Annotated in this window: 13 protein-coding genes, 4 tRNA genes and 1 pseudogene; 13 read left to right on the top strand and 5 right to left on the bottom strand. The window is 57.2% G+C overall.

The features are described 5' to 3' along the window. Positions 1–152: 152 nt before the first annotated feature. Positions 153–1,385 carry a serine/threonine transporter SstT gene (gene sstT / locus KGB06_RS16250; RefSeq protein WP_223517448.1) on the bottom strand — a complete coding sequence of 411 codons (1,233 nt, stop codon included), beginning with the start codon at positions 1,383–1,385 and terminating at the stop codon, positions 153–155. Between the two features lie 455 nt (positions 1,386–1,840). Here sstT and KGB06_RS16245 point away from each other — a divergent pair, with 455 nt between their 5' ends. After that, complete coding sequence (locus KGB06_RS16245) at positions 1,841–2,995, top strand: MFS transporter (RefSeq protein WP_223517446.1); 1,155 nt, start codon at positions 1,841–1,843, stop codon at positions 2,993–2,995. 3 nt (positions 2,996–2,998) lie between these two features. Here the strand turns inward: KGB06_RS16245 and nhaR are convergent, their stop codons facing one another. Further along, positions 2,999–3,898: a transcriptional activator NhaR gene (nhaR, locus tag KGB06_RS16240; protein WP_223517444.1), complete on the bottom strand. Its 900-nt coding sequence runs from the start codon at positions 3,896–3,898 to the stop codon at positions 2,999–3,001. Positions 3,899–4,033: 135 nt separating this feature from the next. On the opposite strand from nhaR, the gene KGB06_RS16235 reads away from it, so the two are divergent. Together KGB06_RS16235 and KGB06_RS16230 are read left to right on the top strand one after the other, a co-directional pair. Beyond that, positions 4,034–4,276 carry a hypothetical protein gene (locus KGB06_RS16235; protein WP_223517436.1) on the top strand — a complete coding sequence of 81 codons (243 nt, stop codon included), beginning with the start codon at positions 4,034–4,036 and terminating at the stop codon, positions 4,274–4,276. 26 nt (positions 4,277–4,302) lie between these two features. Beyond that, on the top strand, positions 4,303–5,052 hold the full coding sequence (locus KGB06_RS16230; RefSeq protein WP_223517434.1) for a TerC family protein: 750 nt from the start codon (positions 4,303–4,305) through the stop codon (positions 5,050–5,052). 75 nt (positions 5,053–5,127) lie between these two features. Here the strand turns inward: KGB06_RS16230 and KGB06_RS16225 are convergent, their stop codons facing one another. Next, a complete protein-coding gene (locus KGB06_RS16225; protein ID WP_223517432.1) occupies positions 5,128–5,298 on the bottom strand; it encodes a hypothetical protein in 171 nt (56 codons plus the stop codon). 166 nt (positions 5,299–5,464) lie between these two features. Here KGB06_RS16225 and KGB06_RS16220 point away from each other — a divergent pair. The 3 genes and pseudogenes from KGB06_RS16220 (at position 5,465) to KGB06_RS16210 (ending at position 6,731) form a co-directional block, all read left to right on the top strand. Next, positions 5,465–6,192: pseudogene (locus KGB06_RS16220) on the top strand (peptidase C39 family protein). A gap of 95 nt (positions 6,193–6,287) precedes the next feature. Beyond that, a complete protein-coding gene (locus KGB06_RS16215; protein ID WP_223517428.1) occupies positions 6,288–6,494 on the top strand; it encodes a DUF6021 family protein in 207 nt (68 codons plus the stop codon). Positions 6,495–6,515: 21 nt separating this feature from the next. Continuing rightward, positions 6,516–6,731 (top strand): hypothetical protein, encoded by a 216-nt coding sequence (locus KGB06_RS16210; protein ID WP_223517426.1) that lies wholly within the window; start codon positions 6,516–6,518, stop codon positions 6,729–6,731. Between the two features lie 58 nt (positions 6,732–6,789). Here KGB06_RS16210 and pbpG read toward each other — a convergent pair whose 3' ends face one another. Next, complete coding sequence (gene pbpG / locus KGB06_RS16205; protein ID WP_223517508.1) at positions 6,790–7,674, bottom strand: D-alanyl-D-alanine endopeptidase; 885 nt, start codon at positions 7,672–7,674, stop codon at positions 6,790–6,792. Here pbpG and KGB06_RS30000 point away from each other — a divergent pair. Further along, positions 7,586–7,810, top strand: coding sequence for a hypothetical protein (locus KGB06_RS30000; protein ID WP_223517510.1), 225 nt, complete (start codon positions 7,586–7,588; stop codon positions 7,808–7,810). The genes pbpG and KGB06_RS30000 overlap by 89 nt on opposite strands. 155 nt (positions 7,811–7,965) lie before the next feature. Here the strand turns inward: KGB06_RS30000 and folD are convergent, their stop codons facing one another. Then, complete coding sequence (gene folD, locus KGB06_RS16195; RefSeq protein WP_223517424.1) at positions 7,966–8,820, bottom strand: bifunctional methylenetetrahydrofolate dehydrogenase/methenyltetrahydrofolate cyclohydrolase FolD; 855 nt, start codon at positions 8,818–8,820, stop codon at positions 7,966–7,968. A gap of 275 nt (positions 8,821–9,095) precedes the next feature. Between folD and KGB06_RS16190 the strand changes: the two genes are divergently transcribed. The 6 genes from KGB06_RS16190 (at position 9,096) to clpP (ending at position 12,015) form a co-directional block, all read left to right on the top strand. Further along, positions 9,096–9,172, top strand: a tRNA-Arg gene (locus KGB06_RS16190). 32 nt (positions 9,173–9,204) lie between these two features. Continuing rightward, positions 9,205–9,280: transfer RNA gene (locus KGB06_RS16185), tRNA-His, on the top strand. Between the two features lie 56 nt (positions 9,281–9,336). Further along, a tRNA-Leu gene (locus KGB06_RS16180) sits at positions 9,337–9,421 on the top strand. Positions 9,422–9,499: 78 nt separating this feature from the next. Then, positions 9,500–9,575: transfer RNA gene (locus KGB06_RS16175), tRNA-His, on the top strand. 400 nt (positions 9,576–9,975) lie between these two features. Beyond that, positions 9,976–11,286 carry a trigger factor gene (gene tig, locus KGB06_RS16170; protein WP_223517422.1) on the top strand — a complete coding sequence of 437 codons (1,311 nt, stop codon included), beginning with the start codon at positions 9,976–9,978 and terminating at the stop codon, positions 11,284–11,286. A 93-nt stretch (positions 11,287–11,379) separates the two neighbouring features. Next, complete coding sequence (gene clpP / locus KGB06_RS16165) at positions 11,380–12,015, top strand: ATP-dependent Clp endopeptidase proteolytic subunit ClpP (RefSeq protein WP_201118005.1); 636 nt, start codon at positions 11,380–11,382, stop codon at positions 12,013–12,015. Positions 12,016–12,110: the final 95 nt, after the last annotated feature.

Raw genomic sequence — 12,110 nt, 5'->3', positions numbered from 1 at the left:
TCATGTGCGAACATTCTTCACCAACACCGCCGCCCCTGTAGGAGTGAGACCGGCTTGCCGGCGATAGCGGTCTATCAGTCGCGTCAATGTTGGCCGACACACCGCTATCGCCGGCAAGCCGGTCTCACTCCTACAGGGGGCGGCGGTGTTAGTTAGGCCAGACGTTCGGCTTTCTTTTCTTCACCCAGGCAAGCCGCGGCGGTGAACAGTACGTCAGTAGACGAGTTCAGCGCGGTTTCCGCCGAATCCTGCAACACGCCAATGATGAACCCGACTGCCACCACCTGCATGGCGATTTCGCTCGGGATGCCGAACAGGCTGCACGCCAGTGGGATCAGCAGCAACGAACCACCCGCCACGCCCGAGGCGCCACAGGCACAGATCGCCGCGACGACGCTCAGCAGTATCGCGGTCGGAATGTCCACGGCGATGCCCAGGGTGTGCACTGCTGCAAGGGTCAACACGGTGATGGTGATCGCCGCGCCGGCCATGTTGATGGTCGCGCCCAGCGGGATCGACACCGAATAGGTGTCTTCATGCAAGCCCAGACGCTTGCTCAACTCCAGGTTGACCGGAATGTTCGCCGCTGAGCTGCGAGTGAAAAACGCAGTAATGCCACTCTCGCGCAAGCAGGTCAGCACCAGCGGATACGGGTTGCGACGCAGCTTCCAGAACACGATGACCGGGTTCATCACCAGCGCCACGAACAGCATGCAGCCGAGCAGTACCGCCAACAAATGTGCATAGCCGATCAAGGCGCCGAAGCCGGAGGTGGCGAGGGTCGAGGCCACCAGGCCGAAGATCCCCAGCGGTGCGAACCGAATCACCAGCCGTACGATCAGCGTCACGCCGTTGGACAGATCGCCCAGCACTTCACGGGTGGTATCGCCGGCATGGCGAATCGCGATGCCCATGCCAATGGCCCAGGCCAGGATACCGATGAAGTTGGCATTCATCAGCGCGCTGACCGGGTTATCGACCACGCTCAGCAGCAGGCTTTGCAGCACTTCGCCGATACCACCCGGCGCGGTGACCGCGACATCGTGGGTGGCGAGCACCAGGCTCGACGGGAACATCATGCTGGCCACCACCGCGACCACCGCCGCGGCAAACGTACCCAGCAAATACAAAAACAGAATCGGCCGAATGTGAGTTTCCTGGCCGTGCTTATGGTTGGCAATGGACGCCATGACCAGCACGAACACCAGGATCGGCGCGACGGCTTTCAGTGCAGAGACGAACACTTTGCCGATGAAAGCGCAGGACTTGGCCACGTCCGGCGCGAACAGCGCCAGGGCAATCCCGGCGATCAGGCCGATGATGATTTGCGTGACCAGATTCAAGCGTTTCAGGCGTTGCAACAGCGAAGGGGATGAAGCGGTCATAAAACGGCATCTCTGATTTTTTATAGGTGCAGGGTTTCGCAGGTATGCAGCAACAAACAGGGCAGGCCGCAGGCAGGAAAACCGAAAAGGGGTGTAATGCCGATCAGTTAAAGCATTGAACGCCACAACCCTTGTGGGAGCGAGCCTGCTCGCGATGACGGTGGCATGGTCAACACTTGCGTTGCCTGGCAGTCCGCCATCGCGAGCAGGCTCGCTCCCACAGGTTTTGTGCCTTAACTGATCGAGGGTGTGCGTTTTTCAGGGCGCGGACTTTATCACAGCGCAGGACCGATCCTTCAGGCCTGTGACGATCTGCCACCCGCGCAATCAACGAGATAAGCAGGTTCGTGCAACCCTGTTTGGAAACACTCTGTTAAGATTCGCCATCCTCATTTTCAAGTCTGCCAGTGGGCCTTCGGGCTATTCGCTGGCGTCGTCGTTTTCTGGAGTTGTACATGCTGTTGCCCATTCTTCTGTTGTCTGCCGCCGGTTTCACGGTGCTGACCACGGAGTTCGTTATTGTCGGCCTGTTGCCGGCCATCGCCCGAGATCTTGAAGTCAGCATCCCGCAAGCGGGTTTGCTGGTGACCTTGTTCGCCTTTACCGTTGCGGCCTTCGGGCCGTTCCTAACCGCGTACTTCGCACGCTTTGAACGCCGCAAGCTGTTCATCTCGGTGCTGATCATGTTCGGTCTGGCCAACACTCTTGCGGCGTTTGCGCCCAATATCTGGGTGATGGCTTTCGCCCGGTTGATTCCCGCACTCGGGTTGCCGGTGTTCTGGGCCCTGGCCAGTGAAACGGCGGTGGATATTGTCGGCCCCGACTACGCGGGGCGCGCCATCGCCAAGATCGGCTTCGGCATTGTTTGTGCCACGGTGTTCGGCATTCCGGTGGGCACGCTGATTTCCGATGCGTTCGGCTGGCGCAGCGCCTTTGGCATTCTGGCGGTGATCGCCTTTGCCAAAGCCTTGCTGTTGTTTATCTACCTGCCGAAAACCAACCTGCACCAGCATCAGGTGAGTTTCCGTTCGCAATTCAAAATCCTGCGCAGCCCGCTGATGGTCGGCCATGTGGTGTTGTCGATTGTGGTCTTCAGCGGCATGTTCACCGCTTACACCTACCTGGCGGACATTCTTGAGCGCCTGGCCGGTTTTGACGGCACGGTGGTCGGCTGGTGCCTGATGGGCTTTGGCGCGGTCGGGCTGATCGGTAACTCGCTGGGCGGCCGGGCGGTGGATCGTCATCCGCTGATCGCTTCGGTGATGTTCTGCGCGTTCATGATTGCCGGCCTGGTGGCGCTGGTGCCGAACATTCATTCGCCCTTCGGTCTGGCGGCGGCGATGGGTATTTGGGGCGTGACGCAGGCCGCGTTGTTCCTGGTCAGCCATGTGCGCCTGATGAAGGCGGCGCCCGAGGCGCCGGCGTTCGCTGCGTCGCTGAACATTGCCGGGGCCAACCTCGGCATCGGTCTGGGTGCCATGGTCGGCGGCCGAGTGATCGACAACGTCGGGTTGCAAGGCCTTGGTTTTGCGGCGGCCGGTTTTATTCTCGCCTCGATTCTTCTGGCGATTGCGCTAATGACCTTCAAGCCGCGTGAAATCTGCGCTTGAAGCTTACAGTTCGGTGAACAACTGGCGTCGGGCACCTTCGGTAATGGCGACAATGCCGGGGTGCTTGACCTTGCGCTCCACTGAAATGGCGTAGAACGACTCGGTCACAGTGTCGGTCTGGCCAATCACTTCCACGCTACATTGGCGTTTCACTTCGTCGGCAATCACGCTCGGGCCGATGAAAATCCCGCTGCCGGACTGACCGAAAGCCTGCATCAACGCGCTGTCGTCGAACTCGCCGACGATGCGCGGCTGGATTTGCTGCTCGGCGAACCAGCGCTGCAAGCGGTTGCGCACCACAGTTTCCGGCCCCGGAATCAACAGCGGTGCGCCGTTCAGGCTGCGGGGGAAGTCCTGGCCGTACCGCGCGGCCAATTCGGCCGTAGCGAAGAAGCTGATTCCGCATTCCCCGAGTTTCTGGCTGTAGCCCTTGATATCGAGGTGCGAGGGCATCGGGCTGTCGGAAATCACCATGTCCAGTCGCTGGATTGCCAGGTCAGCGAGCAAGCGTTCGAGTTTGTCTTCGCGGCAGGTGATGCGTAGCGGCTCGCTCAATTCCATGGTCGGCGCGATCAGCCGATAAACGATGGACTTGGGCACGACGTCCGCGACACCGACGCGAAACTGAATCTGCTGCTCGTTGGGCTGCGCTCGCAGCATCAATTCCAGTTCACCACCCAGCTGAAACATTTGTTCGGCGTAGGGCAGGGCCTGACGGCCCGCCTCGGTGAGTTCAAGTTGCCGGCCCACGCGTTGAAACAACTCGATGCCGTAGGTTTGCTCAAGCAGCGAGATTTGCCCGCTGATGGTCTGGGGTGTCAGGTTGAGCTGCTCGCAGGCGCGCACGATGCTGCCGGTCTTGGCCACCACCCAAAAGTAATGCAGTTGCCGATAGTTGAGCATGACGGTCTACAGTTCGTAAAAACCGAAGTATAACCGCTAAAAATACGAATTTTCCTGAAGTGTTTGCATCCCTAGAATGCGTCGCTATCAACGGGCCATGGTTTTGGTGCCGTTTGTTCTAACGAGGGAAGCATCATGAACTTCAAAACCACAGCAGTGCTGTTCGCATCTTTACTGGTATTGGCCGGTTGCGACCAGGCCGAAAAAAGTGCTCAGCAACTGATGGGCAAGGCTGCTGAAAGCGCTAAACAGGCGATTGACGACACCCACAAAGCCGCCGAACAAGCACTCAGCGACGCCACCGGCGGCATGATCAGCAAGAAAGAACCATCGGGCGAAAACAAAGAAAAAACCGAATCTTCGTCCCAAGAAATCTAACGTCTAATACGAGTCAGGACTGACCCATGGAATACCTTTTAGAACTTGCTGCAAGCCCTGCCGCCTGGGTCGCCCTGGCTACCCTGGTGGTGATGGAAATCGTGCTCGGTATCGATAATCTGATTTTCATCTCGATCCTGACCAATAAACTGCCTGAGCAACATCGACAGAAAGCCCGTCGCATTGGTATTGGCATGGCGTTGATCCTGCGTCTGGCACTGCTGAGCACCATCGCGTTCATCGTCCAGTTGACGGCGCCTGTGATCGAAATCCTCGGCCACGCGTTCTCCTGGAAGGACATCATTCTGATTGCCGGCGGCCTGTTCCTGTTGTGGAAGGCGACCACCGAAATCCATCACAGCATGGACCCGGCGCCTGAAGATCCGAAGTCTGCGACGTCGACCGTGACCCTGGGCTTTGCCGCTGCGATTGGTCAGATCCTGTTGCTGGACATGGTGTTCTCCATCGACAGCATCATCACCGCTGTCGGCATGACCGAGCACTTGCCGATCATGATCATCGCGGTGGTGGTGTCGGTTCTGGTGATGTTGCTGGCGGCTGATCCATTGGCCAAGTTCATCAATGACAACCCGACGATTGTGATGCTGGCGCTGGGCTTCTTGATCATGATCGGCATGACGCTGATCGCCGAAGGCTTCGGCGCCCACGTACCGAAAGGCTACGTCTATGCGGCCATGGTGTTCTCGGCAGCGATCGAGTGCTTGAACATGATGTCGCGCCGGGCCAGGCAGAAGCGCATTGCCTCTGAAGCTTGATCGGCGATAAATGAAAAGGCCGCCTGAATACGAACGTGTTCAGGCGGCCTTTTTTTTGAAGACTGAAATGGCTATTCAGTGCGCGGTGGCGTGGTGTTCTGCTGGTTTTTCGTTGTCGGCTACAGTCGTCGATTGAGCCGGGTGGTGATGGTGCCGCCGGGTAATGCGCAGGACTCCCCATAACATGGCAGCGGCGACGGCCAGCCAGCCAGTAATCAACATCACAATCGTCATTGCCAGGCTCATCGTGCCTCCTCTTTGCCCTGCATCGGGCACACACGTTTTGCAAATATCAGTCTAGTCGCAGCTGTGTGTCAGACAATTGACCAAAGGTCGACTGTCACTAACCAGTTCGCTCTATCGAAAGCACGCAACTGCCGGTTAAAGCTATACCGTTGTCGCGCGGCGTCCTATGATCGACGGCCAAGCCGGGAGCCAGTTGCCCGGCGTCTGAATAAGAGCGTGAAGATGGAGCAGGTATTTTCTCGAATTCGAGCGGCGGCGCTGATTGTTGGCTGCGTTGCCGGGTTGGCGGGTTGCGCCGGGAGCGTTGCGCCTGAAATCCAGCGTCTGCCGGAGCGGGTGGAACTCAGCGGTACGTTCTACCGCGGGCAAGCCTATCAAAGCGGACCGCAAGTGTTGGCCAGCATGTTGGCGCAGCAGGGCATCGTGATTACCCCGGGTTTGCTCGAAAAACCGCTGCATTTGCCGGGCGCCGAGGACAAGTTGCAGCAGAACATGCAGAACCTCGCCCGTGAATACGGGATGGTGGTTTACCCCCTCGACAGTACTTTGCCAGCACTGCTGACTCAGGTCGCTGCCGGTTATCCGGTGATGGTGCGCTTTACGGAAGGCACGGCGCTCTGGTCTGAGCCGCGCTACGCCATTCTCGCCGGTTACAACCGTAAGAAGCAGACGGTATTGCTGCGCGCGGGGATGGATCGTCGGGATTTGATGAGCTTCAGTTCGTTTGAATCCTCGTTCAAGGATGCTGGCGGCTGGGCCGTGCTGATCCAGAAGCCGAATCAGATTCCGGCCAACGTTGATCAGCAGCGTTGGCTCAAGGCGGCAAATGATCTGGGGCAGGCCGGTCAGGAGCAAGCGGCTGCGCGGGCCAAGAAGGCCCTGACCACGCAGTAAACGTCCGTTCGTCATTCTGCATGGCACTGCCGTGCGCACTCGCTCTCTAAAGGAAAGCGCCCGGATTTGTCCGGGCCACACCCAAGGAGGCGCCCATGGCACATTCCACTACCCCTGAAGGCCCGCACTCGTCCGAGCACTCTTCGGGCGATGAGTTGGGGTTCGATCCCGATTCGCCGGACCTCGCCGACCCTCAGGTCGATCCCATCGGTCCCGCCAAGGCGCCCAGGGACGTGAAACCGGGCGACAACCCAAAGGCGCCAGCGAAGCCTTACGACCCTCTCGCTGATCTGAAACCCTGAGCCTGATGAGGTGAGGTGCCTATGTCTACTGATTCGAGTTTTGATGACAAACGTCCGGACAGCGTTCCGACAACCCCTGAACAGGACCTGGACCCGGTGATGGATCCGGACAGTCCGTTGCGCGATCCTTTGGCCAGGCCAGTGGTGGTGCCGACGGAGCCTCCCAAGGGCTATCGCGACCCGAGCGCCGGGGATGGCATTCCGGATGACGATCAGATGCCGCTGCCCAACGACTGACATCCGCCCAAATAAAAAGCCCCGAATGTTCGGGGCTTTGTTTTCAGGGCGCACTTGTCTATTTCGAGGCTTCGATCACCCCGGTCTGACGGCTTTTGAGATTCTTGTCGGACTTGTATTGCAAGGCTACGGAAGGCACATCTGCGGCCTTGCCGGATTCTACCCAGTTGCGAATACGGGTAGCGTCGGCAAAGTGGGTGTACTTGCCATAGGCATCCAGGATGACCAGGGCGACCTGGCGGTTACCCATGCTGGTAACCAGCACCAGGCAATGACCCGCCTCGTTGGTAAAGCCGGTTTTCGTCAGCTCGATGTCCCAGTCCTGTTTGCGGACCAAATGGTCGGTATTGCGGAACGCCAGGTTGTAGTTGGGGTTGCGGAACGACACGATCTTTTCTTTGGTCGTACTGAGTTCGGTCAATAGCGGTTGCTTGTGCGCAGCGACCAGCAGTTTGCTCAGGTCACGGGCAGTGGACACGTTTCGTGGGGAGAGGCCGGTTGGCTCAACAAAGTGGGTGTTGGTCATGCCCAGCGCCCTGGCCTTGGCGTTCATCGCGGCGATGAACGCCGCATAACCGCCCGGATAATGGTGGGCCAGGCTAGCTGCTGCGCGGTTTTCCGAAGACATCAGCGCAATCAGGAGCATTTCCCGGCGCGGCATTTCGCTCTTGAGTTTGACCCTGGAGAACACGCCCTTCATTTCCGGGGTGTCACTGATGTTGATGTTGATGTATTCGTCCATGTTCTGCCGGGCTTCAACCACGACCAGACCTGTCATCAGTTTGCTGACGGACGCGATCGGTACCACCACGTCAGGGTTGCTGGCGTAGATGATTTTGTTGGTTTGCAAATCCATGACTAATGAGCTGCCCGAAGCGAGTTTGAGATGTGTCGTATCTCGAGGCGCAGCGGTGGTATCGCCAGCGCTGGCGATTGGCGTGATGAAAGACCCTGTAACTGCAAAAAATAGGCTCAGGATGGATAGACGGATTTTCACGCTGGCAGACTCATTATGTGTTGATACGCCGTTTTGTAACGGGCTATTTCGTAAAAAGCGCGACATTCTGGAGTATGGCTGAATAACTGTCGATGGTTGTTCCGGGAAGTAATGAAAGTCTTCTGGAATATGAAAAAAACGTCATTTTCCGGCGGCTGGTCGAACTTTTTCTTCGGGCAAAAAGAACCCCGCCAAGGGCGGGGTTGTTTAACTCGCTGTTTGCGCCTGCTTTGGCGCTTAGCTGTGCAGGGTTTCTGCTGCGTACAGCGTGTTTTCCAGCAGGCAGGCACGAGTCATCGGGCCAACGCCACCCGGTACTGGTGTGATCCAGCCGGCGCGGGGCAGGGCGGTTTCGTAAATCACGTCGCCGACCAGTTTGCCGTCTTCCTGGCGGTTGATACCGACGTCGATCACGATTGCGCCTTCCTTGATCCACTCACCCTTGACCAGACCGGGCTTGCCAGCGGCAACCACCACCAGATCGGCACGACCAACGTGGCCGGCCAGGTCCTTGGTGAAGCGGTGGGTGACGGTCACGGTGCAGCCGGCCAGCAGCAATTCCATCGCCATCGGGCGGCCAACGATGTTGGACGCGCCAACAACCACGGCATTCATCCCGTAAAGATCGACACCGGTGCTTTCCAGCAAGGTCATGATGCCTTTAGGGGTGCATGGACGCAGCAGTGGAATACGCTGGGCCAGACGACCGACGTTATAAGGATGGAAGCCGTCGACGTCTTTGTCCGGACGAATGCGCTCCAGCAATTTGGAGGCGTCCAGGTGTTCAGGTAATGGAAGCTGAAGCAGAACGCCGTCTATTGTCGGGTCGTCGTTCAGGCGATCGATCAGATCGGTCAGCGCTTCTTGAGTGGTTTCGGAAGGCAGGTCGTAGGCTTGGGATTTAAAGCCGACCTCTTCGCAGTCTTTACGCTTGTGCGAGACATAAACCTGAGAGGCGGGATCGCTGCCGACCAGGATTACCGCGAGGCCGGGTGTGCGCAAGCCTTGCTCGCGACGCTCGGCGACTCGTTTGGCGATCTGCTGGCGCAGGCTGGCGGCGATCGATTTGCCGTCGATTAGTTGTGCAGTCATTGCGCGTGATTAACCATCGAGAGGGGAAAAAAAGAGAACGCATTCTCGCATGTCATGAGGTGAGGGCAAAGGCGCTTGGTCTGCAAATTCCCCTAACTCCTTTAATTAAATGAATTTTTTTTAAAAAGCATTTGACGACTCTCGGGGGGCTCTATACTATTCGTCGCACTTGTCGGGCACAGCCTAGCACTGGTTAGGAAGGTCAAGCGGGATTACGGTTCTGCAAGACTGGAAAGCACTTAGTTTGTAGTCCTCCAAGAGTACAAATTAACAAGGCGCCCGTAGCTCAGCTGGATAGAGCATCCGCCTTCTAAGCGGATGGTCGCAGGTTCGAGTCCTGCCGGGTGCGCCATTAGGCAGCTTTGGCACAAGTAGCGCAATATGGTGGGCGTAGCTCAGTTGGTAGAGCACGGGATTGTGACTCCCGTTGTCGAGGGTTCGATCCCCTTCGTCCACCCCATATTTCGAAAGGCGCCAGATTAACAGTCTGGCGCCTTTGCTTTAACAGCTTCAACCGCGGATGTGGTGGAATTGGTAGACACACTGGATTTAGGTTCCAGCGCCGCGAGGCGTAAGAGTTCGAGTCTCTTCATCCGCACCAAATAAAGCTTCACTCATGCCGATTGGCATGGCTGGGGCTGAACAAAGAAGTTGTTTGGCTTCTTTGGCATGCAATATGGTGGGCGTAGCTCAGTTGGTAGAGCACGGGATTGTGACTCCCGTTGTCGAGGGTTCGATCCCCTTCGTCCACCCCATATTTCGAGAGGCGCCAGATTTAACAGTCTGGCGCCTTTTTTGTTTCAGCGGTTCGAGTGATTGGCGGCTGCAGGTTTTGGGTCGCAGGGGCAGGGCGTTTCGTCGTATTTATGTTTCTCGATGATGCCGCGCTGCCTGCCGGCCTTGCTCGCAAGATCGGCTGTCAGGGAGATGATTGGCAACCGCTTCTATATAGAAGGGTTGGCGCAGGGCCCTGGCGTGATTGGCTGTATTTGCCATCGGGGCGAGGTGCATTCGTGCATTCGCACCTATAAATTGCCTGCTGCTTTTTTACCCGTTTTCAGTAGGGTGACTTCTTGAGTTTGACCCACTAGAATGCATGCCCTTGATTCTGGGGTCGGAAACGGCCGGCTAACGTCTGTGCAACGAGGAATATCCATGCAAGTTTCTGTTGAAAATACTACTGCTCTTGAGCGCCGCATGAGCGTCACCGTGCCGGCTGAGCGCATCGAGAGCCAGGTCAACAAGCGTCTGCAGCAGACCGCCCAAAAGGCCAAGATTGCTGGCTTCCGTCCAGGCAAAGTGCCAATGAGCGAAATCAAGCGCCGTTTCGGTGCTGATGCGCGTCAAGAAGCAGTGGGCGATGTGATCCAGTCTTCTTTCTACGAAGCTGTGGTTGAGCAAAAGCTGAACCCGGCTGGTTCGCCTTCGATCGAGCCTAAATCCCTGGAAGCGGGCAAGGACCTGGAATACGTAGCCGTATTCGAAGTGTTCCCTGAGTTCACCGTTGCCGGTTTCGAAGGTATCACCGTAGAGCGCCTGAGCGCTGACGTGGCTGATGCCGATCTGGACAAAATGCTGGAAGTTCTGCGCAAGCAGAACACCCGTTTCGAAGTGGCCGATCGCGCTGCCCAGAACGAAGACCAGCTGAACATCGATTTCGTCGGCAAGGTTGACGGTGAAGTGTTCGCCGGTGGTTCCGCCAAAGGCACTCAGCTCGTACTGGGTTCCGGCCGCATGATCCCTGGCTTCGAAGACGGTCTGGTTGGCGCTAAAGCCGGCGAAGAACGTGTTCTGAACCTGACCTTCCCGGCTGACTATCAGAACCTCGACCTGGCCGGCAAAACTGCCGAGTTCACCGTTACCGTGAACACTGTTTCCGAGCCAAAACTGCCAGAGTTGACCGAAGAATTCTTCGCTCAATTCGGCATCAAGGAAACGGGTCTGGAAGGCTTCCGCACTGAAGTTCGCAAGAACATGGAGCGCGAACTGCGTCAGGCGATCAAATCCAAGGTCAAGAATCAGGTAATGGACGGTCTGCTGGCCACCAACCCGATCGAAGTGCCTAAGGCTCTGCTGTCCAACGAAGTTGACCGTCTGCGCGTGCAGGCTGTTCAGCAGTTCGGCGGCAACATCAAGCCTGACCAACTGCCGGCTGAGCTGTTCGAAGAACAAGCCAAGCGCCGCGTTGTACTGGGTCTGATCGTGGCTGAAGTGGTCAAGCAATTCGACCTCAAGCCTGACGAAACCCGCGTTCGCGAAATGATTCAGGAAATGGCTTCGGCCTACCAAGAGCCTGAGCAGGTCGTGTCCTGGTACTACAAGAACGACCAGCAGCTGAACGAAGTCCGTTCGGTTGTGCTGGAAGAGCAAGTTGTGGATACTGTTCTGCAGAAAGCTAGTGTGACCGACAAATCGGTCTCTTACGAAGAAGCAGTCAAGCCGGTAGAAGCTCCACAAGCCGACTGATCGTTTTTGCGCTAAGAAGTAATCACCATAAGCCAGCCTTCGTGCTGGCTTATGCGTATTCAAGACATAACTATTTGGGAGTGACTGCAGAGCATGTTCCGTAATTCGTATATTCAGCAGAACTCTGATATCCAGGCCGCAGGCGGCCTGGTCCCGATGGTTGTCGAGCAATCTGCTCGTGGCGAGCGCGCCTATGACATCTACTCGCGCCTTCTCAAGGAACGAGTGATCTTTCTGGTTGGTCCGGTAGAGGACTACATGGCCAACCTGATCTGTGCGCAACTGCTGTTCCTTGAAGCGGAAAACCCGGACAAGGACATCCATCTCTATATCAACTCCCCGGGCGGTTCGGTGACGGCGGGTATGTCGATCTACGACACCATGCAGTTCATCAAGCCAAACGTGTCGACCACCTGTATCGGTCAAGCGTGCAGCATGGGCGCGTTTCTTCTGACGGCCGGTGCCGCCGGCAAGCGTTACTGCCTGCCGAATTCGCGTGTGATGATTCACCAGCCTCTGGGCGGTTTCCAGGGCCAGGCCTCGGATATCGAAATCCATGCCAAGGAAATCCTCTTCATTCGTGAGCGTCTCAACACGCTGATGGCCCAGCACAGCGGGCACACTCTTGAAGAAATCGAGCGCGATACCAATCGCGACAACTTCATGAGCGCAGAAGCTGCGCGTGAGTACGGGTTGATCGATGAAGTGATCAGCCAGCGCCCGGCTTAAAAATAAGCAGCTCAAAATAGGGTTGGTCGGCTGGTCTGATCACCGGCGGGCTTGAAAAAGCCCGCAATAGCCTTCATCTTGTGTTGCAAGCCTAT

This window comes from Pseudomonas sp. GL-B-19 (genome assembly GCF_019956415.1).
Classification (GTDB): domain Bacteria; phylum Pseudomonadota; class Gammaproteobacteria; order Pseudomonadales; family Pseudomonadaceae; genus Aquipseudomonas.
The sequence above is the reverse complement of the archived record's forward strand: the minus strand, read 5'-3'. Positions and strand labels throughout refer to the sequence as shown.

Coding starts and splice junctions, on each gene's coding strand:
- KGB06_RS16230 (WP_223517434.1), top strand. CDS start 4,303: ATGGAATACCTTTTAGAACTTGCTGCAAGCCCTGCCGCCTGGGTCGCC.
- tig (WP_223517422.1), top strand. CDS start 9,976: ATGCAAGTTTCTGTTGAAAATACTACTGCTCTTGAGCGCCGCATGAGC.
- clpP (WP_201118005.1), top strand. CDS start 11,380: ATGTTCCGTAATTCGTATATTCAGCAGAACTCTGATATCCAGGCCGCA.
- KGB06_RS16225 (WP_223517432.1), bottom strand. CDS start 5,298: ATGAGCCTGGCAATGACGATTGTGATGTTGATTACTGGCTGGCTGGCC.
- KGB06_RS16235 (WP_223517436.1), top strand. CDS start 4,034: ATGAACTTCAAAACCACAGCAGTGCTGTTCGCATCTTTACTGGTATTG.
- KGB06_RS16215 (WP_223517428.1), top strand. CDS start 6,288: ATGGCACATTCCACTACCCCTGAAGGCCCGCACTCGTCCGAGCACTCT.
- KGB06_RS30000 (WP_223517510.1), top strand. CDS start 7,586: ATGACTAATGAGCTGCCCGAAGCGAGTTTGAGATGTGTCGTATCTCGA.
- KGB06_RS16210 (WP_223517426.1), top strand. CDS start 6,516: ATGTCTACTGATTCGAGTTTTGATGACAAACGTCCGGACAGCGTTCCG.
- nhaR (WP_223517444.1), bottom strand. CDS start 3,898: ATGCTCAACTATCGGCAACTGCATTACTTTTGGGTGGTGGCCAAGACC.
- sstT (WP_223517448.1), bottom strand. CDS start 1,385: ATGACCGCTTCATCCCCTTCGCTGTTGCAACGCCTGAAACGCTTGAAT.
- folD (WP_223517424.1), bottom strand. CDS start 8,820: ATGACTGCACAACTAATCGACGGCAAATCGATCGCCGCCAGCCTGCGC.
- KGB06_RS16245 (WP_223517446.1), top strand. CDS start 1,841: ATGCTGTTGCCCATTCTTCTGTTGTCTGCCGCCGGTTTCACGGTGCTG.